15 protein-coding genes, 2 tRNA genes and 1 pseudogene are annotated in these 21,447 nt (G+C 74.9%); 17 read left to right on the top strand and 1 reads right to left on the bottom strand.

The genetic code is table 11. The annotated features are described in order from the left end of the window. Window positions 1-100: 100 nt before the first annotated feature. The 3 genes from BMZ16_RS14465 to BMZ16_RS14455 all read left to right on the top strand — a co-directional run bounded on the left by BMZ16_RS14465 (window position 101) and on the right by BMZ16_RS14455 (window position 5,352). Window positions 101-171, top strand: a tRNA-Gly gene (locus tag BMZ16_RS14465). Window positions 172-487: 316 nt separating this feature from the next. Then, a complete protein-coding gene (locus BMZ16_RS14460; protein WP_177199724.1) occupies window positions 488-3,004 on the top strand; it encodes a DUF4062 domain-containing protein in 2,517 nt (838 codons plus the stop codon). Further along, window positions 3,001-5,352 carry a RyR domain-containing protein gene (locus tag BMZ16_RS14455; protein WP_143082851.1) on the top strand — a complete coding sequence of 784 codons (2,352 nt, stop codon included), beginning with the start codon at window positions 3,001-3,003 and terminating at the stop codon, window positions 5,350-5,352. The genes BMZ16_RS14460 and BMZ16_RS14455 overlap by 4 nt, the downstream gene beginning before the upstream one ends. A 21-nt stretch (window positions 5,353-5,373) precedes the next feature. On the opposite strand, the gene BMZ16_RS14450 is transcribed toward BMZ16_RS14455, so the two are convergent. Beyond that, window positions 5,374-5,448 (bottom strand) — tRNA-Pro (locus tag BMZ16_RS14450). 144 nt (window positions 5,449-5,592) lie between these two features. Between BMZ16_RS14450 and BMZ16_RS14445 the strand changes: the two genes are divergently transcribed. The 14 genes and pseudogenes from BMZ16_RS14445 (at window position 5,593) to BMZ16_RS14380 (ending at window position 21,398) form a co-directional block, all read left to right on the top strand. Next, entirely contained in the window at window positions 5,593-6,243 is a 651-nt protein-coding gene (locus BMZ16_RS14445) for an SGNH/GDSL hydrolase family protein (RefSeq protein WP_089801672.1), read from the top strand. Window positions 6,244-6,656: 413 nt separating this feature from the next. After that, window positions 6,657-7,592 carry a cysteine synthase A gene (gene cysK / locus BMZ16_RS14440; RefSeq protein ID WP_089801671.1) on the top strand — a complete coding sequence of 312 codons (936 nt, stop codon included), beginning with the start codon at window positions 6,657-6,659 and terminating at the stop codon, window positions 7,590-7,592. Between the two features lie 92 nt (window positions 7,593-7,684). Then, the gene (gene epsC, locus BMZ16_RS14435) at window positions 7,685-8,269 is read left to right on the top strand and encodes a serine O-acetyltransferase EpsC (protein ID WP_089801669.1); all 585 of its coding nucleotides are present in this window, start codon (window positions 7,685-7,687) and stop codon (window positions 8,267-8,269) included. A 90-nt stretch (window positions 8,270-8,359) separates the two neighbouring features. Continuing rightward, window positions 8,360-8,713 (top strand): GntR family transcriptional regulator, encoded by a 354-nt coding sequence (locus BMZ16_RS14430; protein WP_089801667.1) that lies wholly within the window; start codon window positions 8,360-8,362, stop codon window positions 8,711-8,713. Then, window positions 8,710-9,705 (top strand): SdpI family protein, encoded by a 996-nt coding sequence (locus tag BMZ16_RS14425; protein WP_089801665.1) that lies wholly within the window; start codon window positions 8,710-8,712, stop codon window positions 9,703-9,705. The genes BMZ16_RS14430 and BMZ16_RS14425 overlap by 4 nt, the downstream gene beginning before the upstream one ends. Window positions 9,706-9,759: 54 nt before the next feature. After that, the gene (locus BMZ16_RS14420; RefSeq protein WP_089801664.1) at window positions 9,760-10,845 is read left to right on the top strand and encodes an LLM class F420-dependent oxidoreductase; all 1,086 of its coding nucleotides are present in this window, start codon (window positions 9,760-9,762) and stop codon (window positions 10,843-10,845) included. A gap of 68 nt (window positions 10,846-10,913) precedes the next feature. Then, window positions 10,914-12,803, top strand: coding sequence for an acyltransferase family protein (locus BMZ16_RS14415; protein WP_089801662.1), 1,890 nt, complete (start codon window positions 10,914-10,916; stop codon window positions 12,801-12,803). A 347-nt stretch (window positions 12,804-13,150) separates the two neighbouring features. After that, entirely contained in the window at window positions 13,151-13,984 is an 834-nt protein-coding gene (locus BMZ16_RS14410) for an ABC transporter ATP-binding protein (RefSeq protein WP_089801660.1), read from the top strand. A gap of 69 nt (window positions 13,985-14,053) precedes the next feature. Next, window positions 14,054-15,100, top strand: coding sequence for an aliphatic sulfonate ABC transporter substrate-binding protein (locus BMZ16_RS14405; RefSeq protein WP_089801658.1), 1,047 nt, complete (start codon window positions 14,054-14,056; stop codon window positions 15,098-15,100). A gap of 350 nt (window positions 15,101-15,450) precedes the next feature. After that, window positions 15,451-16,215, top strand: coding sequence for an ABC transporter permease (locus tag BMZ16_RS14400; RefSeq protein WP_255366739.1), 765 nt, complete (start codon window positions 15,451-15,453; stop codon window positions 16,213-16,215). Further along, a complete protein-coding gene (acs, locus tag BMZ16_RS14395) occupies window positions 16,212-18,245 on the top strand; it encodes an acetate--CoA ligase (RefSeq protein ID WP_089801656.1) in 2,034 nt (677 codons plus the stop codon). Before BMZ16_RS14400 ends, acs begins: the two co-directional genes overlap by 4 nt. A gap of 43 nt (window positions 18,246-18,288) precedes the next feature. After that, window positions 18,289-19,611 carry an O-acetylhomoserine aminocarboxypropyltransferase/cysteine synthase family protein gene (locus BMZ16_RS14390; protein ID WP_177199723.1) on the top strand — a complete coding sequence of 441 codons (1,323 nt, stop codon included), beginning with the start codon at window positions 18,289-18,291 and terminating at the stop codon, window positions 19,609-19,611. Continuing rightward, window positions 19,608-20,093 carry a CoA-binding protein gene (locus BMZ16_RS14385; RefSeq protein ID WP_089801652.1) on the top strand — a complete coding sequence of 162 codons (486 nt, stop codon included), beginning with the start codon at window positions 19,608-19,610 and terminating at the stop codon, window positions 20,091-20,093. The genes BMZ16_RS14390 and BMZ16_RS14385 overlap by 4 nt, the downstream gene beginning before the upstream one ends. A 253-nt stretch (window positions 20,094-20,346) precedes the next feature. Beyond that, window positions 20,347-21,398 (top strand): annotated as a pseudogene (locus BMZ16_RS14380) (IS110 family transposase). Window positions 21,399-21,447 lie beyond the last annotated feature (49 nt).

Raw genomic sequence — 21,447 nt, 5'->3', positions numbered from 1 at the left:
GGACAGGAGCGCTGGCGTGGGGCGACGACCGCGGCGGAACCGGTAACCTTGCTGCGCCGCCACGGTCGCAGGCCCTCTCGGGCACCCGCGCCGGGCGCGTGCGGACGTAGCTCAATGGTAGAGCCCCAGTCTTCCAAACTGGCTACGCGGGTTCGATTCCCGTCGTCCGCTCCCTCCCCCGTGGTTCCCCCGCAGCACCCCGCCCTCCTGACCCGTGCGTCGTCGCGACCGGGCCGAGGCGGGGAGCCACCCGCGCGGTCCCGGAGCGGTCGTCGGCGCCGCGGTGCGCGCCACCGCCAGCGGCCGGCGGTGCGAGGAGCGCCGCGGTCGTGCCCGTCACCGTGCACCCCCGCCCCTGCGGGCGGAGGGAACGTCGCAGAAGCGCACGCTCGGGCGACTTCCGGGCACGTCCTTCACTCGACCACCGCTCGGTCCGATAGGTGGGTGGGGGCTGCGTGAGCCCTTCCCGGCGCTCTGGAGGCTCTGCGTGGCACGCGTGTTCATCTCGTCCCGGTTCGAGGAGTTCCGCGAGCTGCGGTCGGTCGTGAGCCGCGCGCTCGCCGACGCGCCCGGGCTGGACGTCGTGGCGCTCGACGACGGGCGCGCCGCCACCGTCGGGCCGCACGCCCGCTCGGTCACCAGCCTCACCGACTGCGACGTCATGGTGCTGCTCCTGGGGCGCACGTACACGGACGTCGACAGCGCCTCCCGCGCCCCCGGGCACGAGACCAGCACGACCCATGCCGAGTTCCGGGCAGCGCGCGACAGCGGGATCCCCGTGCTGGCGTTCTCCCGGGACGTCACCACCATGGAGCCCCGCGCCGCTGCCTTCGCGCAAGAGGTGCAGGAGCACGTGGTGACGGGCACGCTGGTCAGCGACCCGTTCGACAACCTGGACCGGATCCGGGACACCCTGGACGACTGGGTGACGACGATGACGGAGAGCGACGGTGACGCCGACGGGGCGTCGATGACCGGACAGCTCATGCAGGAGCTCGACTACCTGGGAGCGCCGGGCCTCGACCAGTGGGCCCTGCCCGCGGAGCTGTCCGTCAACGAGCCGGACTACGTGCGCCTCATCGAGCAACGACGGTTCGCCCTGGCCTCCCTGACCTCGGGGGATGTCGGGTCGGCGCGCGAGCACCTCATGCGCGCGCGCGCCATCCACGCCCACGACTGGTCCACCAACTACGTGGCGGCCCGTCTCCTCGAGGTGAAGAACCTGCGCACCGAGCTCGCGGTTGCTCGAGCGATCGCGAAGGACGCGCTGGGGACCGTCGAGGACCTCGTGCACGCGCCCGTCTACCGCCGCAGGGGCGGCGAGGACGTCGTGAGCCGTCGGAAGGTGGCGACCCTCACGCTGCGCGCACGGCTCGAGCGGCGATCGGGCGACGTCGACACCGCCGCCCGCGTCGCGCGGACGGCGATCGAGCTCGACCGCACGAGCAGGGAGGCCCTGGTGGAGCTCGTCCGCGCGCTCGGCCTCCAGGGTGACGTGGAGGCCACCACCCGGGCGGCGACCACGCTCCTGAGCATCTACCCGGACCGCGCTGCGCGTCTCATGCGGTCGGAGGACCTGGCTCTGGTGCAGCCGGCGGTCGAGACGGCCCTCATCGGCTTCGTCATGGACCTGCGCGCCGACGCTCGGGCCGCGCTCGGTCTGCCGCGCGCGACGGCCGGCACCACACCACGTCGCCTCCGCGACGCCCTCGAGCTGGTCCGTGGCGAGCATGCCCAGGCACGCGCGGAGCTCGGTCACGTCACCGGGGCGGTATGGGGGCTCACCGAGAAGGGCCTGCCTCTCGTCGCCCTGGAGCACCGCACGGTGGTGCTGCACGAGACCGAGCGACTGCTGCGCCTGACCGCTGCCGAGATGGCCTCGGCCGACGCCGCCATCCGGGTGATCGCCGCGGCCGACGAGCTCGACGACTGGAAGGACGTGACGGTCACCGAGCCAGCGTGGGCGGTCGCGGAGCTGGCGGAGCTGGCGACCCAGACGGCCCTGGTGGAGCAGATCGAGCACGACGTGGCCCACCTGTTCACCCAGCTGGGCAGGTCGCGCCCTGAGCGCGCCGTCGAGTGGGTCGAGGCGCAGATGCCCGCCGAGCGTGCGCACCTGGCGATGCGCCGGGCACGGGCGGACCGATCTGCCGAGCGCCGGCGACGCCGTTCGTGGTGGGTCGTCGCGCTCGTCGTGCTGGGGTACGCGCTCCTCGCGGCCGATCCCGAACCGGTCAGGGCCGTAGCGGCGGCCGGCGCGTCCCTCGCCCTCGTCCTCCTCGTCGTCAACCCGAGGCTTCCCGCGCCGCCACCACGCACCCGCCGGCGTGAGGCGGCCGCGGCCAGGGTCGCCGTGCGGTGCGACGCGCTGGCACAGCTGCACCACCTGCTCGGTGTGGAGCGCCGCGCGCGGTACCGGCGCGACTCGGCGCGCACCCGCCTGCCGTCAATGCGGAACCGGTTGCACAGTGAGCTCTACCAGCTCTGGCAGGAACTCCGGGAGCGACACGAGAAGCTGACCCTCCAGGTCGCCGACGCGACCGAGGCGCTCACGCGGGCGCAGGCACAACGCGCCTCGACGTGCCGGGAGCTCGGCTGGGACACCACGGTGCCCTTCCGGGAGATCGCCTCCGACCTGGCTGCCCGCTTCGTCCGGTACGACCACGCCTACGCCCGCTACCCGAATGTGGTGACGGACGACTACGTCCCAATGAGAAGGGCCCGGTCCGGCGACGTCGTCAGCGTCAAGGTGGAGGACTCCGTCGTCGGCGGCTTCCTCGCCGAAGCGGCGGATCTCCCCAAACGTCTCGTGCGGCTGGTCTCGGGGTTCACGCTCGCGCCTCGGCAGGGCACGGCCGGCCGCCGGCCGGTCACGGCCGCCCATCGCCACGTCACCGACGCCGGCCTCGTCCTGCCCGCCCTCGACCCGGCGGACGTCGACGCGTTCGAGACCCTCCTGGCCCGCGAGCTGCGGGATCCGGCGCTGCCGGCCCCGCGCGGGTGAGGCCGCCACCGGGCCGGTCCCTGCGACGAGCGGCGGTCGGCCTCGGCATCGTCTACGCACTCGGCCTGCTCGCCTGGCTCCATCCCGACCCCGCGGGCGCTCCTCTCTTGGTACAGGCGTTCACCGACCCCGGCGCGTGGTGGCCGATCGCCTGGCAGGCGACGGTGCTCGTCGGTGCCGTCGCGGTGTACCGCGCGTCGGGGTCCACCGTCCCCGCCGGGGCGATCGTCCTTCCCACGCTCGTCGGGACGGTCGTCATCCTCGGGGTCGTCGCGTACGGGACCTGCATCGGGACGCAGAGCCCGTTCTGGACGCCGTTGGCCTGGACGACCGGGCTCTTCCTCGGCAGTGTCGAGAACCCCTTCGACGGGGTGCGGTGCACCGACCACATGCCGATGTCGCTCCAGGCGGCGCGCATCGCCGCGCTCGCCGCGGTCACCGTGCTCGGCCAGCGCGCGGTACTGGTGCTGTTCGCGGACGCGTTCGACCGGCTGCGCGTCGCGCTGTCGACGCGGCGCGTCGTCGTGATCGGCGCCGACGAGCTCACCGCCCCCTACGTACGGACAGTCGCCCGCGCATCCGGGACGGGACGGACCCTCGTCCTCGTGGGTGTCGCGGACTTCGACACCCGGGCCCTCGCCGCGTCGATCGGGGCGCGATCGGTGGCGCTGGACGTCGACGACCCGGCCGCGATCCGGGCGCTGGTGCTCCGACGCGGCTCGGTGGCCGCCGTGGGCGTGCACGTGCTGGGCGCCGACCCCTCGCGCAACACCCGCATCGTCCACGACGTCCGCGCGGCGCTGACCGGCGCCCCGCGCCTGACGACACAGACCCCGGGCCGACTCGTCGTCCGGTTCGACGACCCGTGGCAGGCCGAGGACTGGCGCCGTCGTCACCTGGCGATCGACGAGCAGGGGTGGCTGACCGACGCCGTGAGCGCCGTCGAGCTCTCGGCGCACGCGACGCTGCGACTGGTCGAGACCACGCAGGCCCACACGGTCGTCGTGTCCGGCTGCTCACCCTTCTCGGTCGCGCTGCTGGCCGCCGTCACCCAGCGGGGCCGGGAGCTGGCCCTGCGCGGCGACGGTGGGCGCCGGGCGACGCCGGCGGTCTACCTCGTGGGCTCGGGGGCACGGGCGCTGCGTGACCACCTCACGGCCCACCTCGCCCGGTACGGGCCCCCCGAACCGGGATCGGAGGTCTTCCTCGACGAGCGGCCCGACTCGGCGGGACGTCGCCGCGAGCTCATGGGCGACGGGAGCGGCACCGCGCTCGTCCTCGGGGGCGAGTCCGGCCCGACCGGCCTGGCGGGCGCCGCCCTGCTCGCCGCGACGCACCCGGAGTGGACGATCATCGCCTGGGACTCCCAGGCGCGCGGCGTGAGCGACCTGCCGGTGATGGGGGGCCTCCACCTGGCCGGCCCGACTATGGAAGCCGGGCCGGACCGGCCCCTCGACTCCTGGGAGTGGTTCGGACGTCAGGTCCACCGGTCCTACCTCGACCAGCGGCTCGCCGGCCCTGGGGACGCCGGTCTGCAGGAGTGGGCGGACCTGAGCCCGTTCACCCAGGAGTCGAACATCCGGCAGGTCGCCTGCGCCCTGTCCCAGGTGTCGGGGCTGGGTTGGACGTGGACGGCGACCTCGGCGGGTCAGGAGCCGGCGCTGCCCGCGGACGTGCTCTCACCGGACCAGGTCGAAGGGCTCGCCGCTGCGGAGCACCGCTCGTGGTGCGAGCACCACCGGGAGCACGGTTGGCGTCCCGGTGCTGTCAAGGACCGCGAACGGCGACGCCACCCGTCGCTGCGCCCCTGGGAGGAGCTCGACGAGGGGGACCGTTCACGGGCGAGGGAGGGTGTGTGCGGCACGCTCCGGCTCCTGGGCCGGCTGGGCTACCGGGTGGCGCGCCCAGGCGCAGCGCCGGAGCCCGATCTCGGCCCCTGGCGGACGTTCGAGCGTCATGGCGCGGTGCAGGCGGAGCGCCTCGAGGAGCCGGCCGCCTGGACCACGTCCGGCGGTGACCATATGCAGGGGGCGCCCGGTGACTGGATGGTGACCGATGCCGCGGGGACACGTCGGTCGGTCGCCTCCGGGGTGTTCGAGGCGGGTCACCGCGCGCGCCCGGACGGCACCTGGGACCGGCTCGGGATTGTCCGCGCCCGACGAGTGGCTCGTCCGCAGCGGCTCCTCACGCTCGAGGGACCGGCGACGGCTCGCCCCGGCGACTGGGTGGTCCTGGGGCAGCGCGGGGAGCAGTGGCCTGTCACCGACGAGGCGTTCCGACTCGGGTACCGCCCCATGCCCGACCCCGGCGTAGCCCGCCCGGGGCGACCTCTTCGAGGCGGATCCTGACCGATCGCCGGTCCCCCGTCGTCGGGCTGGCGGGATTCGAACCCGCGACCCCCGCGTCCCAAACGCGGTGCGCTGACCAAACTGCGCTACAGCCCGTGCACCGCCGGGTACGGGCGGGCGGCACGCGCTCACCCTACCGGCGGACCCGCGACCCCGGACGCGTGTGCGGCCGGTCCCGGCACCACGAGCCCGTCCTGGCGCGCCTTCCGTCGGCAGTCCCGCTCGTGATGGGGTGTCGCTGTGACGACGACGTACCTGCAGCCCGGCGACCGTGTGCTCCTGACCGGCGACTCCATCACCGAGTGGGGTCGCGACCACGACCAGCCGGACTCGCCGTGGGGGCTGGGGCACGGGTACGCCGGCATCGTGGCGGCGCTCGCGGGGGCGCGGCGGCCGGACCTGCGGCTGACGTTCCACAACCGCGGCGTCGGCGGCGACACCACGCGCATGCTCCGTGACCGCTGGGAGCCGGACGCGCTGGCTCTCGAGCCGACGGTCGTGTCCGTCCTGGTCGGCGTCAACGACACGTGGCGACGCTTCGGCTCCGGGGACGTCACGACGACGGCCGAGTACGAGGAGCACTACCGGGCGGTCCTCGACGCTGCGCGCGAGCGGCTCGACCCGCGGTTCGTGCTCGTCGAGCCGTTCGTGCTGCCCGTCCCGCCCGTGAGCCCCGCGTGGCGCGAGGACCTCGACCCCCGGATCCACGTCGTGCGCCGGCTCGCGGCCGAGTACGGCGCGGTGCTGGTGCCCGCCGACGGCCTGTTCGCGGCCGCCGCGTCGCGCACCGCGCCCGAGCGGTGGGCGTTCGACGGGGTGCACCCCACCCCGGCCGGCCACGGCCTGCTCGCCGAGGCGTGGCTCGCGGCGGTCGGGCTGGCGGCCCGCTGAGGGTCGGCACCACCCTTGTGTCCGCATCGCGGGACGGGCGTCTCGCGGGGAACCTTTGCGCGGGCTGCGGTGTTGGGGCTACCGTCGGCTCGACCACGGGTCGTCACCCGTGCCCGGCCCGCGACGCGGGCCCCCGGACGAGGAGAGCGATGCGCGTGCACCCCGCCGCCGTAGCCCCCGTCCTGCGCGCCTGCGTGGCGCCCACCTGTTGTCGGTGTCGGTAGAGCGCTGCCGCGCCCGCACGCACCCGTCGTGCACCGCACCATCCCGGTGCACCCCGGCCAGCGCTCGCCCCGTCGCCCCGTCACGACGGGGCACCGTCACCGCCGCGCCGCACCGCCGGCGCCCCCTGGCACCGCAGATCCCCCGCACCCGCCGCCCCCTCGGGGCGCGGCGCCGACCGAAGAGGAACCATGGCACGCATCTACGAGGACGCCACCGCGCTCATCGGCAACACCCCGCTCGTCCGCATCAACAAGATCACGGACGGCGCACCGGCCCGCGTGGTCGGCAAGCTCGAGTTCTACAACCCGGCCAACTCCGTGAAGGACCGCATCGGCGTCGCGATCATCGACGCGGCCGAGAAGTCCGGCGAGCTGCAGGCCGGTGGCACGATCGTCGAGGCCACGAGCGGCAACACCGGCATCGCCCTGGCCTTCGTCGGCGCGGCGCGCGGCTACAAGGTCGTGCTGACCATGCCGGAGACGATGTCGAAGGAGCGGCGCGCGCTGCTGCGGGCGTTCGGTGCCGAGCTCATCCTCACGCCGGGCTCCGAGGGCATGAAGGGTGCGGTCAACCGCGCCACCGAGATCGTCGCCGAGCGTCCCGGCGCGATCCTGGCCCGCCAGTTCGCCAACGAGGCCAACCCGGAGATCCACCGCCGCACCACGGCCGAGGAGATCTGGAACGACACCGACGGCGAGATCGACATCCTCGTCGCGGGCATCGGGACCGGCGGGACGATCACGGGCGTCGGCCAGGTGCTCAAGGAGCGCAAGCCGGGCGTGCAGATCGTCGGCGTCGAGCCGGCCGAGTCGCCCATCCTCAACGGCGGCGCCCCCGGCCCGCACAAGATCCAGGGCATCGGCGCCAACTTCGTCCCCGAGATCCTCGACACCACCGTCTACGACGAGATCATCGACGTCGACGCCGAGACCGCCGTCGCGGTCGCCCGGCGCGCCGCGCGCGAGGAGGGCCTGCTGGTCGGCATCTCGTCCGGCGCCGCACTGCACGCCGCGACGCTGCTGGCGCAGCGGCCGGAGAACGCGGGCAAGCTGATCGTCGCGATCATCCCGTCGTTCGGCGAGCGGTACCTCACCTCGGTGCTCTACGCCGACCTGCTCGACTGACGCCGCGGGGCCCGGTCGTCGCCCCGCGGCGACCGGGCCCGCAGCCGTCCGCCCTCCCGGCGGACGCCCCACCCGTGACCGGAGTCCACGCCATGCGTCCCCTGCACCAGTTCCTGCGCACCCTGCGCGACGACCTCGACGCGGCGCACCGGCACGACCCTGCCGCCCGCACCCGGCTCGAGGTCGCGCTCGCGTACCCGGGGGTGCACGCGATCTGGGTCTACCGCCTCGCGCACCACATGTGGGCCGTCCCGCTGCTGCGCCTGCCCGCACGGGTGGTGTCGCAGATGGCGCGCGCCGCCACGGGCGTGGAGATCCACCCGGGGGCCCGGCTCGGGGAGCGCCTGTTCATCGACCACGGCATGGGCGTGGTGATCGGCGAGACCGCCGAGGTCGGCGACGACGTCGTGCTGTTCCACGGCGCCACGCTCGGCGGCCGCTCGATGAAGCACGGCAAGCGGCACCCCACGCTCGGCGACCGTGTGGTGGTCGGCGCCGGGGCCAAGATCCTCGGGCCCGTGTGGGTCGGCCACGACGCCCAGGTGGGGGCCAACGCGGTCGTCATCACGGACGTGCCCGCGGGCGCGATCGCCGTGGGCGTCCCCGCCAAGATCCGCGGCCGGGGCACGCAGGTTCCGCTCGACGTCGAGGTCGACGACCCCGCGATCTACATCTGACCGCCCCGACGGGCGGCCCACGCCCCCGCCTGCCAAGACCCGGCGCCGGTGAACTTGTTCTAGTTGTTGGCTAACTACTAGACTGGCGCCATGATCTTCCGGATCGACCCCACGTCCGGCGAGCCGATCTACGGCCAGCTCGCCGACCAGGTCCGCGCCGCCGTCGCGCGCGGCGAGGTGCGCTCCGGCGAGCGCCTGCCGTCGGCGCGCGAGCTCGCGACCTCCCTGGAGGTCAACCTCCACACCGTGCTGCACGCCTACCAGCTGCTGCGCGACGAGGGCGTCGTCGAGCTGCGCCGCGGCCGGGGCGCCGTCGTCACCGGCAGCAGCGACCCCGACCTGTCCGACCTGCACGCCGCCGTCGCCGCGCTCGCCGCGACCGCGCGCCGCCTGCGGGTCGCCCCCGAGACCGTCACCACCCTCGTCAAGGAGGCGCTGCGATGACCGCCCCCCGCCCGACCCCGCCGCACCGGCTCGCCACGACGCTGACGACCCTCGTGCTGCCGCTGGCCACGACCGGCGCGGCCGTCGCCGTCGGTGCGTCGTGGGCGCCGCGCCTGCCCGACCCCGTCGCGACGCACTGGGGTCCGTCCGGTGCCCCCGACGGGTTCGGCACGCTCACCGAGATGCTGATGCTGCCCGCCGTGGTGGTCCCGCTGTTCGTGCTCGGCATGTGGGCGCTCGCCTTCTTCGCCGGCCGGGACACCTCGACCCGGCGACTCGCGGCCGCGTCGTCGACGTTCCTGGCCGTGATGATGTCCGGGCTCACGATCGGGTCCCTGGCCGCGCAGCTCGACCTGCCGGACGCGGCGGCCGGCCCGGGCGTCGGCCCGGCCCTCGGCGCCTCCGTCGCCGCCGGCGTCGTCGCGGCCGCCGTGGTCACCCTGCTCGTGCCCCGGACGGCGCCCCAGCCGACCACCACCCCACCGGACGCCGGCGCCCCGCGCACGGACCTCGCGCCCACCGAGCGCGCGGCCTGGACCCGGACCGTCACCAGCCCGGTCGGCACCGCGGTCGGCGCGGCCGCCACGCTCACCACCGCGGTCCTCGCGATCGTGCTGCGCACCCCGGGCATGCTCGTCGTCCCCGTGCTGCTCGGTGCGCTGCTCGCCGCCACGCTCGTGCTGCGCGTGAGCGTCGACGGGCGCGGCCTGGTCGCCCGCTCGCCGTTCGGCTGGCCGTCGATGCGCGTGCCGCTGGACGAGGTGGTGGCCGCGCGCGTCGCGACCGTCGATCCGCTGCGCGAGTTCGGCGGCTGGGGCTACCGCGTCGGGGCGGGCGGGCGCGTCGGGTTCGTGCTGCGCCGAGGCGAGGCCGTCGAGGTCGAGCGCACGGGCGGCCGCGTCAACGTCGTCACGGTGGACGACGCCGCGACGGCGGCGGCGCTGCTCAACACCCTCGCGGAGCGCACCCGGTCCCCCCGTACCACCGGGTAGCCTCGGCCGGGCGCCGACCGGCGCGACGTCGACGGCGACGACAGGGAGCAGCGCATGCGCCTCGGGTACCACACGGGCTACTGGTCGGCGGGTCCCCCGCCGGGCGCCGCGCAGGCCGTCGCCGCGGCCGACGCGCTCGGCCTGGACTCGGTGTGGACCGCGGAGGCCTACGGGTCGGACGCGCTGACCCCGCTCGCGTGGTGGGGCGCCGGCACCCGCCACGTGCGCCTGGGCACCGCGATCGCGCAGATCTCCGCGCGCACCCCGACGGCCGCGGCGATGGCGGCGCTCACGCTCGACCACCTCAGCGGCGGGCGGTTCGTCCTCGGGCTCGGGGCCTCCGGCCCGCAGGTGGTCGAGGGCTGGTACGGCCAGCCGTACCCGCGGCCGCTGGCACGCACGCGCGAGTACGTGGACGTCGTCCGGCAGGTGCTCGCCCGCGAGGCACCCGTGACGTACGACGGCGACTTCTACCGCCTGCCGCTGCCGGCGGACCAGGGCTCCGGGCTCGGCAAGCCGCTGCGCTCGACCGTCCACCCGCTGCGCGCGGACCTGCCGATCCACCTCGCCGCCGAGGGCCCGCGCAACATCGCGATGGCGGCGGAGATCGCCGACGGCTGGCTGCCCCTGTTCTACTCCCCGCGCATGGACGCGACGTACCGCGAGCTGCTCGCGGACGGCTTCGCGCGCCGCGCCGCGGCCCGTCGCCCCGCGGAGGAGTTCGAGGTCGTCGCGACGGTCCCGGTCGTGCTGGCAGACGACGTCGAGTCGGCGGCCGACGCGGTGCGTCCCTTCATCGCGCTGTACGCCGGCGGCATGGGCGCCAAGGGCGCGAACTTCCACCGGGACGTGCTCGACCGCCTGGGGTACACCGAGGCGTGCGACGAGATCCAGGCGCACTACCTGGCGGGCGACCGGGCCCGCGCGACGGCCGCGGTCCCCACCGAGCTGGTGCGCGACATCGCGCTGGTCGGCACGCAGGACGACATCCGGGCGCAGCTGCCCGCCTGGCGCACCACGGCCGTCACGACCGTGCTGGCCCAGGCGGACCCCCGCACGCTGCCCCGGCTCGCGACGCTGTGGCGTGAGTCTGGTCACGACGGCGCCCCGGGTGCGGGGACGGCGCCCGGCCCCGCCTAGCCTGGGTTCGACGGTGCACCGGCGGGAGCGTGCACCGCACCGCACGGAGAACGTCCGCAAGGGGTCGCATGGCAGTCGTCGAGCAGGTCGCGGCGCGCCCGGCGACCGCCGGGACCGGCCACACCCCGCGCCTGCCCCACCTGCGCGGCCTGGACGGCGTGCGCGCCCTGGCCGTCGTCGCGGTGCTGCTCTACCACCTGCGGGTGCCGTGGGCCTCGGGCGGGTTCCTCGGGGTCGACGTCTTCTTCGTCCTGTCCGGCTACCTCATGACGACGCTCGTCCTCGACGAGGTCGCGGCGACCGGCGCGTTCCGCACCCGGCGGTTCCTCGCACGGCGCGTGCGCCGGCTCGTCCCGGCGCTGGCGGTCGTGCTGGTGGCCGTCGCCGGTGCAGGCCTCGTCGCGCGGGACACCCTGACGACGCTGCGCGGCGACCTGCTGGCCGCCGCGACCTACACGTCCAACTGGTGGCAGGTCGTCGCCGACCGCTCGTACTTCGAGCTCACGGGACGTCCCCCGCTGCTGCAGCACCTGTGGACCCTCGCGGTGGAGGCGCAGTTCTACCTCGTGGTGCCCCTGGCGGCGGTGCTGGCGCTCCGGGCGGGGCGGGCCCGGGTGGGCCAGGTCGCGGCCGGCCTGGCGGTGGCGTCGACCGTCGCGATGGGGGTGATGGCCGCCCGGCAGGGCATGCCGGTCCCCCACGACGCCACGCGCGCGTACGTCGGCACCGACACGCACGCCATGGGCCTGCTGCTGGGCGTCGCCGCGGCCACCGTGTGGCGGCCCTGGCACACGTGGCGCCGGGCGGGGTCCTGGCTCACCGAGCGCGGCGACCCGGTCCGGCGGTTCGAGGCCGGGATCGCCGACGCGGTGGGCGCCGCCGCCCTCGTGGGCGTCGTCGCGTGCGTCGTGCTGGTGGACGAGTTCTCCGCGGGGCTGTACCGGGGTGGGTTCCTCGCGTTCTCCGCCCTGGCCGTCGTGCTCGTGGGCGCCGCCGCCGACCCGGCGGGGCTGCTCGGGCGGGCGCTGTCCCGCCAGCCCCTGCGCTGGCTGGGCGAACGGTCCTACGGGATCTACCTGTGGCACTGGCCCGTCCTCATGCTGACGAGGCCCGACCAGGACCTCACGCTGCCCGGCTGGGCGTCGCCGGTCGTCCGCGTCGGGGTGACGCTCCTGCTGGCCGAGGCGTCGTACCGCTGGGTCGAGACGCCGGTGCGGCGCGGCGCCCTGCGGCGTCTCGTGGCGGCGCTGCGGACCCCCGGCCCCGGGCGACGGTCGCTGGCGGTGCGCACCGGTGCCGTGGCGGTGGTTGCGACCGTGGCGCTCACGGCCCTCGTGCTGGGCGTGGTGCGGACGCCCGCGGCCGCGGGCGACGGGGTCCCGGGGACGCCGGCCGCCACCGCCCCGGCACCGGACCCCGGCGCGATGCCGGGCGTCGCGCCGGAGCAGGACCGCGCACCCGTGCCGACCCCCGCCGCGACGCCGACGGAGCAGGTGGGGACGGTCACCGCGTTCGGCGACTCGGTGATGCTGGGCGCGGCCGCGGAGCTGGGCGCCCGCGGCGTGGCGGTGGACGCCGTGGTGTCCCGGCAGTTCGGGGAGATGGTCGACCTGGTGCTCGCTGCGCAGGCCGCCGGGACCCTCGGCGACACCGTCGTGGTGCACGGGGGCACGAACGGGCCGGTCGCCGAGGACGATCTGCGCCGCCTGCTGGAGGGGACGCGGGACCGCCGGGTCTTCGTCGTCAACGTGCGCGTCCCACGCGCCTGGGAGCAGTACGACAACGAGCTGTTCGGTCGGGTGGTGCCGGAGTACCCGCACGCCCGCGTCCTGGACTGGAAGTCCGGCGGCGACGCCAACCCCGGCTGGTTCTACGACGACGGGATCCACCTGCGCGAGGGCGACGGCCGCACCGGGTACGCGGACTGGGTGGTCCGGGAGATCCAGCCGCGTCCGTGACGTGACGCCGTCCGGCACCCCGCACGACCGCCCGTGCCGTGGTCGGTCGTTGCCCGCACGGCCGCGGTGCGGTTACAGTCTGCTCGAAACGTGGTCACCCGGTCTCGGATAATGAGATCGCCGGAGATCGTCCCGACCACCCGACAGCGCAGGAGGACGCGATGACCATCGCCCGCCCCCTCCTCGCCGTGTGCTGCCGCTGTTGCTCGTGCTGCCTCATGCAGCCCTGCACCGGCCCCCGCTGACCCCAGCACACCGACCCGCCTCCGGGTCACCCGCCGGTGCCCGCCCCCTCGTGGCCGCCGGCCCCCGCCGGACGCCCACGCCCGACCTCACGGACGTCCCCCATGAGCCAGACCACCACCGAGCGCCGTGCCCACACGGTCACGCTCGACGCCGTGCGCCGCACCTTCGCGACGCCCACCGGCACCCGCACCGTGCTGCACGCGGTCGACCTCGAGCTGCGCGCCGGTGAGATCGTCGCCCTGGTCGGCCCGTCCGGCTGCGGCAAGTCGACCCTGCTGCGCCAGGTCAGCGGCCTCGACACGCCCGACTCGGGGCGCCTCCTGCTGGACGGCACACCCGTCAGCGGCGTCGACCGCCGCACGGCCGTCGCCTTCCAGGAGCCGCGCCTGCTGCCGTGGCGCAGCCTGACCGCCAACGTGGCGCTCGGCCTGCCCCGCGGCACGCCGAAGGCCGCCGGCCGCGAGCGCGTGGCGGAGCTGCTGCGCCTGGTCGGGCTCGAGGAGTCCGCCGACCTGCGGCCCCGGCAGGTCTCGGGCGGCATGGCGCAGCGCACGTCGCTGGCGCGGGCGCTGGCCCGCAACCCCGGCGTCCTGCTGCTCGACGAGCCGTTCGGCGCGCTCGACGCCCTCACCCGGCTGCGCATGCAGGACCTGCTGCTCGACGTGCACGCCGCCGAGCCGACGACCGTGCTGCTCGTCACGCACGACGTCGAGGAGGCGCTGTACCTCGCCGACCGCGTCCTGCTGATGCGCAACCTCGCCCGCTGCCCGGAGGGCACCGCGTCGGTGGCCCGGGTGATCGACGTCCCCGGGCGGCGACCGCGCGACCGCGCCGACCACCAGCTCGCCGAGCTGCGGGCCGAGCTCCTCGAAGGGCTGGGGGTCGCGACCCACCACGCCCCGCCGCCCGACCCGGACCTGCACCACTCGATCTGACCGTCCCCCGGCGCCGACCGGCGCCGGCCCCCGGGCCACGGCCCACCCACCGAGATGAGAGAACCGACGATGAGCATCCGCACCGCCGTCTCCGCCACCGCGCTGGCCCTCGTGACCGCCCTGGCGATGACCGGCTGCGCCGCCGGTGAGGACGCCGAGCCCGAGGCCGCCGCCCCGTCCGCCGCCGGCGACGAGGCCGCCTGGAGCGCCGACACCCTCGACATCGACTTCGCCACGTACAACCCGCTGAGCCTGGTCATCAAGGACCAGGGCTGGCTCGAGGAGACCCTCGGTGACGACGTCACCGTGAACTGGGTCCAGTCGGCCGGGTCGAACAAGGCCAACGAGGCGCTGCGCGCCGGTGCCGTCGACGTGGGCTCCACCGCCGGGTCCGCCGCCCTGCTGGCGCGCTCCAACGGCTCGCCGATCCGCACGATCGGCATCTACTCCCAGCCCGAGTGGGCCGCGATCGTCGTGCCCGAGGGCTCGGACGTCACGTCCGTGGCCGACCTCGCCGGGAAGTCCGTGGCCGCGACGAAGGGCACCGACCCGTACTTCTTCCTGCTGCAGTCGCTGGAGGAGGCGGGCGTGCCCCTCGACGAGGTCGAGGTGCAGAACCTCCAGCACGCCGACGGGCGCACGGCCCTCGAGCAGGGCTCCGTGGCCGCGTGGTCCGGGCTCGACCCGATCATGGCCGCGAGCGAGGCGGAGTCCGGCACGACGCTGATCTACCGCAACATCGACTTCAACACCTACGGGTTCCTCAACGCCACGCAGGACTTCCTCGACGCCAGCCCCGACCTCGCGCAGGTCGTCGTCGACGCGTACGAGAAGGCGCGGGCCTGGGCGCAGGAGAACCCCGACGAGGTCGTGGCGATCCTCGCCGAGGTCGCGGGCATCGACCCGGCGGTCGCGGAGAAGGTCATCGTCGAGCGCACCAACCTCGGCGTCGACCCGGTGCCGGGCGACGCGCAGCGCGAGGTCCTCGAGGTCGTCGGACCGATCTTCGTCGAGTCCGGTGACGTGGCCGACCAGGCCACGATCGACACCGCGCTGGAGGAGCTGTTCGAGCCGACGTTCGCCGAGAAGGCCGACGCCGCCAACGTCGCAGGCTGACCGCACGCGGCGCCCGCCCGGCCCCCCGGGCGGGCGCCGCACCCCCGCACCACCCCTCCTCCCCCAGGAGCCACCTCATGACCGACGGATGGATCGGCGGCGCCGGCACGGGCCCCGTGACCGACCGCGAGGGCCGGCCGCACCGTGCGCTCAACCCGTTCGACGACGGCAGCGACCCGGCACGCGACCCCCACGCTCGCCCCGCGGACGAGCCGCCCACCGACGTCCCCGTGCTCGTCGCACCGGTGGACGCGGGGCCCCGGGACCCCGTCGGCACGCACGCCGACCCCGGGCCCGACGACGCCGAGCGCGGGACCGCCGTCCCCGGCCCTCCCGCCCGCCGCGCGCCCGTGCCGTTCTGGTCACGTCGCGCGACGCGGGTCGTCGGCGGTGCCGTCCTGCCGCTGCTCCTGCTCGCCGCGTGGCAGTACGTCACGACGGCAGGGCTCGTCGCCCCGTACCAGCTGCCCAGCCCCGCGTCCGTGTGGGGTGCCGCCGTGGACCTCGCGGGGCGCGGCGACCTGGCGACGCACGTCGCCATCTCCGTGCAGCGCGTGCTGCTCGGCTTCGCGCTCGGCGGGGGCGTCGCACTCGTCGTGGCCGCCGTCGTCGGCCTGTCCCGGGTGGGCGACGTGCTGCTCGCCCCGACGCTCGCGGCGATCCGCGCGGTCCCCTCGCTGGCGTGGGTCCCGCTGCTCATCCTGTGGATGAAGATCGGCGAGGACTCCAAGGTCACGCTCATCGCGATCGGTGCCTTCTTCCCCGTCTACACGACCGTGGCCGCCGCCCTGCGGCACGTCGACCCGCAGCTGGTCGAGGCCGGGCGCGCGTTCGGGCTGCGCGGCGCGACCCTCTTCCGCTCGGTCCAGCTGCCGGCGGTCCTGCCCTCGGTCATGTCCGGGCTGCGCCTGGCCCTGGCCCAGGCGTGGCTGTTCCTCGTCGCCGCCGAGCTCATCGCGTCGTCGATGGGCCTGGGCTTCCTGCTCACGGACTCGCAGAACAACGGGCGGGTCGACCGGATCCTGCTCGCGATCGTCCTGCTGGCGCTCATGGGGAAGCTGACCGACTCGATCGTCGCCCTGGCCGAGAAGCAGCTGCTGCGGAGGTTCGCATGACCGCCCTGACCGCGCTGCAGACCGAGACGCGCACGTACCCCGCGCCCGCGCACCTCGCTGCGACGTCGAACGTCCGCCCCGAGGACTGGGCACGCGCCGAGGCCGACCCGGTCGCGTTCTGGGAGGAGGCCGCGCGCCGCCTCGAGTGGGACACGCCGTGGCACACCGCGCACACGTGGTCGCCGCCGGTCCCGGTGCCCGGCGGCGGGCCCGACGAGCTCACGGTGCCGCAGGCGCAGTGGTTCGTCGGCGGCCGCCTCAACGTCGCGGTCAACTGCGTCGACCGGCACGTCGCGGCCGGCCGCGGCGACAGGGTCGCGCTGCACGTCGAGGGCGAGCGCGGCGACCGCCGGTCGATCACCTACGCACAGCTGCAGCGCGAGGTCGCCCAGGCCGCCCACGCGCTCACGGAGCTGGGTGTCGGCCCCGGCGACCGTGTCGTGGTCTACCTGCCCGTGATCGCCGAGACGGTCGTGGTGACGCTCGCGATCGCGCGCATCGGCGCGGTGCACTCCCTCGTGTTCGGCGGGTTCTCCGCCGAGGCCGTGCGGTTCCGCGTGCAGGACACCGAGGCGAAGGTGCTGGTCACCAGCGACGGGCAGTTCCGCCGCGGGTCCGCCGTCGAGGTGAAGTCCGCGGCCGACGAGGCCGTCGCCGGGCTCGACCACGTCGAGCACGTGCTCGTCGTGCGCCGCACGGGTCAGGACGTGGCGTGGACCGAGGGGCGCGACGTCTGGTGGCACGACGTCGTCGACCGCCAGCCCGACGTCCACGAGCCGCAGGCGTTCGACGCCGAGCACCCGCTGTTCGTCATCTACACCTCGGGCACCACCGGCAAGCCCAAGGGCCTGGTGCACACCTCCGGCGGGTACCTCACGCACGCCGCGTGGTCGCACTGGGCGGTGTTCGACGCCCAGGACGACGACGTGCACTGGTGCACCGCCGACCTCGCGTGGGTCACCGCGCACACGTACGAGATCTACGGGCCGCTGGCGAACGGGCTCACGCAGGTGATCTACGAGGGCACCCCGGACGCCCCGCACCGCGAGCGCCACCTCGAGGTCATCGAGCGGTACGGCGTGACGACCTACTACACCGCCCCGACGCTCATCCGCACGTTCATGACGTGGTTCGGCGACGAGCTGCCCGGCGGGCACGACCTGTCGAGCATCCGGCTGCTCGGCACGGTCGGCGAGGCGATCAACCCCGAGGCGTGGGTGTGGTTCCGCCGCACGTTCGGCCGCGACGAGGCGCCGGTCGTCGACACGTGGTGGCAGTCCGAGACGGGCGCCGCGATGATCGCGCCCGTCCCCGGCGTCACGACGCTCAAGCCCGGCTCCGCCACGCGGCCGCTGCCGGGGATCGCCGCGAAGGTCGTCGGCGAGGACGGGGTCGAGGTGCAGCCGGGGCAGGGCGGCTTCCTCGTCGTGGAGCGGCCGTGGCCCGGGATGGCGCGCACGGTGTGGCGCGACCCGCAGCGGTACCTCGAGGCGTACTGGCGGCGGTTCGCGGGGCACGGGCCGCACGGCGGGTACTTCCTCGCCGGGGACGGCGCGTCGTACGACGAGGACCGGTTCGTGTGGCTGCTCGGGCGGATCGACGACGTCATCAACGTCTCCGGGCACCGGCTGTCGACGATCGAGGTCGAGTCCGCGCTGGTCGCGCACCCGGCGGTGGGCGAGGCCGGGGTCGCCGGGGTCGCCGACCCGGTGACGGGCCAGGCCATCGCCGCGTTCGTCGTCCCGAGCACACCCCCGGGCCCCGTCGAGGACGTCGCTGCGTGGCTCGCCGCGACCGCCGCGCTGCGCGAGGAGCTGCGCGCGCACGTCGCCCGTGAGATCGGCCCGGTGGCCAAGCCGCGCCACGTGCTGGTCGTCCCCGAGGTCCCGAAGACCCGCTCGGGCAAGATCATGCGCAGGCTGCTCACCCAGCTCGTCGAGGGGACCGCCCTCGGCGACACGACGTCCCTGCAGAACCCGTGGGCGGTCGACCAGGTCGGCACGCTCGTCACCGCCGGCCTGCCCCGCTGACCGACCGGCCGACCTGATGACCCACCCCCAGAACAGGAGCACCGTGAGCGAGCACCGCTTCGGCTTCCGCACCCGCGCCCTGCACGCCGGCGGCATCCCCGACGCCACCACCGGCGCGCGCGCGGTGCCGATCTACCAGACGACGTCGTTCGTCTTCGACGACACCACGGACGCCGCGAACCTCTTCGCGCTGCAGAAGTACGGGAACATCTACTCCCGCATCGGCAACCCCACGGTCGCCGCGTTCGAGGAGCGCATCGCCTCGCTCGAGGGCGGTATCGGGGCGGTCGCCACGGCGTCCGGCATGGCCGCGGAGTTCCTCGTCTTCGCCGCCCTGGCCGGAGCCGGTGACCACATCGTCGCCTCGGCCCAGCTCTACGGCGGCACGGTGACGCAGCTCGACGTGACGCTGCGGCGCTTCGGCGTCGAGACGACGTTCGTGCCCGGCACGGACCCGGCCGACTACGCCGCGGCGATCCGCCCGGAGACGAAGGCCGTCTACACGGAGGTCATCGCGAACCCGTCGGGCGAGATCGCGGACCTGGCAGGCCTGGCCGAGGTCGCGCACGCCGCGGGCGTGCCGCTCGTGGTGGACTCCACGCTGTCGACGCCGTACCTCGTGCGCCCCCTCGAGCACGGTGCGGACATCGTCATCCACTCGGCCACCAAGTTCCTCGGCGGGCACGGCACGACCCTCGGCGGCGTGATCGTGGAGTCCGGGCGCTTCGACTGGGGCAACGGCCGGTTCCCCACGATGACCGAGCCCGTCGCGTCCTACGGCGGCGTGCGGTGGTGGGAGAACTTCGGCGAGTACGGGTTCCTCACCAAGCTGCGCTCCGAGCAGCTGCGGGACATCGGCCCGGCCCTGTCGCCGCAGTCGGCGTTCAACCTGCTGCAGGGCGTCGAGACGCTGCCGCAGCGCATCGACGCGCACCTGGCCAACGCCCGCGAGGTCGCGACGTGGCTCGAGTCCGACCCGCGCATCGCCTCGGTGCTGTGGGCGGGGCTGGAGTCGCACCCGCACCACGAGCGGGCGCAGCGGTACCTGCCGCTGGGCCCCGGCTCGGTCTTCGCGTTCCGCCTCGCCCCCGCGGGCGACGTCACGGGCCGCGAGGTGGGGCGCCGGTTCATCGAGTCGCTGCAGCTCGCCAGCCACCTGGCGAACGTGGGCGACGCCCGCACCCTGGTGATCCACCCCGGATCGACGACGCACCAGCAGCTGTCCGCCGAGCAGCTCGAGGCCGCCGGTGTGCCCGAGGACCTCGTGCGCATCAGCGTCGGCATCGAGGACGCCGAGGACATCCTGTGGGACCTCGACCAGGCCCTGACCGCCGCCACCGGCACGACACGGGAGGACGCCCGATGAGCGCGCGCACCTGGCAGGGGCCCAGCGCCCCCGAGCGGCTGTCGATCCTGCGGGCCACCCGCTCGATCGCGATCGTCGGCGCGTCGAGCAACCCCGCGCGCGCGTCGTACTTCGTCGCGACGTACCTGCTGTCCAGCTCGCCGTACGACGTGTACTTCGTCAACCCGCGCGCCGACGAGATCCTCGGCCGGCCCGTCTACCCGTCGCTCGAGGCCCTGCCGGTCGTGCCCGACCTGGTCGACGTGTTCCGCCGCCACGACGACCTGCCGACGGTCCTCGACGAGACCCTCGCGGTGGGCGCGAGGACGCTGTGGCTGCAGCTGGGGTCGTGGCACGAGGACGTCGCGCGCCGCGGCGAGGAGGCCGGGCTCGACGTCGTCATGGACCGCTGCGTGAAGATCGAGCACGCGCGGTTCCACGGCGGCCTGCACCTGGCCGGGTTCGACACGGGCGTGATCTCCTCACGGCGCGCGCTGGGCTGACTGTGAGGGTTGTGCCCGCGGCTCGCTGAGCGGTGGGCTGTGGTCGGTGGGCGCGCGCGTGACTCGTGGTCTGACTGGTCTCGTGCCTTGGCGGCGACTTGTCCGCGCGTGCCTGCCGGCCCCGGCCCGACCAGAGTTGCTGGCCTGATCAGGAGCTTGACCGCCGCGGTTGCCGCCGGGGCGTGTCCCGTCACAGTCCTGCCGGGCTCCAGCCGGACCGGAACCTCACGTTCCCCCGGCAAAGGAGTACGCAGTGACCAGTCTGGCGCAGCAGGTCGATCTCGTCATCGGGGTCGATACCCACAAGCACACCCACACCGCGGCGATCGTGGACGCAACCACCGGTGGCAAGCTCGCCGAGCTGACGGTGCCCACCGATCCGGGCGGCTACGCCGAGCTCGTGGCCTGGGCCGATGCCACGGGCAGCGGTCGGCGGACCTGGGCGCTGGAAGGCGGCGGGGGTTACGGCGCCGGCCTGGCCCGGCTCTTGAGCGCCGCCCACGAGCAGGTCGTCGAGCTGGACCGTCCGAAGCGGGCCGCGCGCCGTCATGGCGCGAAGTCCGACTCCCTGGACGCAGTCCGCGCCGCGCGCGAGGCGCTGGGCCGCGAGCACCTCGCCGGCATCAAGGGCGACGGGCCCCGCGCCGAGCTGGCCGCGTTGATGACCGCCCGCCGCTCGGCGGTCGAGGCCGCGACCATGGCTCAGCGGCAGCTGCACGCCCTGGTCATCACCGCTCCCGAGGAGCTGCGCGCCCCGGTGCGGGGAGCCACGACGGCCGTGATGGTCCAGACCGCGGCACGGTTGCGGACCCGATCGTCGTGGACCCGTCAGACGGTGACCACCGCGACCGTCCTGCGGACCCTGGCGCGCCGGGTCCTGGCACTGCAGGGCGAGGCCCGCGACCACGAGACCGCGATCAGCGAGATCGTGCGGGCCTGGCGGCCCGACCTGCTGACCCAGCCCGGCATCGGCGTGATCGTCGCCGCGCAGGTGTTGATCGCCTGGTCCCACCCCGGACGGATCCGCTCTGAGGCGGCGTTCGCGATGCTCGCCGGGACCGCACCGATCCGGCGTCCTCGGGGATGACCACCCGGCACCGGCTGAACCGGTCCGGGGACCGCCAGCTCAACCGAGCGCTGCACGTCATCGCGCTCTCGCGCACCCGCTACGACCAGCGCACCCGCGACTACATCGACCGCCGCCGCGCCCAGGGCAAGACCGACCGCGAGATCCGCCGCTGCCTCAAGCGCTACATCGCCCGCGACCTGTTCCGCCAGCTCGAACAGGGCACAACCCCGGCTTGACGAACCATAGGAGCGTCGCGCCCGCACCCGCACCCGCAGCCGTGCGGGT

Origin of the sequence: Cellulomonas sp. KH9 (assembly GCF_900114185.1) — a bacterium.
Taxonomy (GTDB): domain Bacteria; phylum Actinomycetota; class Actinomycetes; order Actinomycetales; family Cellulomonadaceae; genus Cellulomonas.
This window is presented reverse-complemented; position numbering and strand designations above follow the sequence as displayed.

What these genes read in the sequence shown, in the direction of transcription:
- BMZ16_RS14420 (WP_089801664.1), top strand. Translation starts at nt 9,760, where the DNA reads ATGCGCCTCGGGTACCACACGGGCTACTGGTCGGCGGGTCCCCCGCCG.
- epsC (WP_089801669.1), top strand. Translation starts at nt 7,685, where the DNA reads ATGCGTCCCCTGCACCAGTTCCTGCGCACCCTGCGCGACGACCTCGAC.
- BMZ16_RS14425 (WP_089801665.1), top strand. Translation starts at nt 8,710, where the DNA reads ATGACCGCCCCCCGCCCGACCCCGCCGCACCGGCTCGCCACGACGCTG.
- BMZ16_RS14405 (WP_089801658.1), top strand. Translation starts at nt 14,054, where the DNA reads ATGAGCATCCGCACCGCCGTCTCCGCCACCGCGCTGGCCCTCGTGACC.
- BMZ16_RS14385 (WP_089801652.1), top strand. Translation starts at nt 19,608, where the DNA reads ATGAGCGCGCGCACCTGGCAGGGGCCCAGCGCCCCCGAGCGGCTGTCG.
- BMZ16_RS14415 (WP_089801662.1), top strand. Translation starts at nt 10,914, where the DNA reads ATGGCAGTCGTCGAGCAGGTCGCGGCGCGCCCGGCGACCGCCGGGACC.
- BMZ16_RS14410 (WP_089801660.1), top strand. Translation starts at nt 13,151, where the DNA reads ATGAGCCAGACCACCACCGAGCGCCGTGCCCACACGGTCACGCTCGAC.
- BMZ16_RS14430 (WP_089801667.1), top strand. Translation starts at nt 8,360, where the DNA reads ATGATCTTCCGGATCGACCCCACGTCCGGCGAGCCGATCTACGGCCAG.
- acs (WP_089801656.1), top strand. Translation starts at nt 16,212, where the DNA reads ATGACCGCCCTGACCGCGCTGCAGACCGAGACGCGCACGTACCCCGCG.
- cysK (WP_089801671.1), top strand. Translation starts at nt 6,657, where the DNA reads ATGGCACGCATCTACGAGGACGCCACCGCGCTCATCGGCAACACCCCG.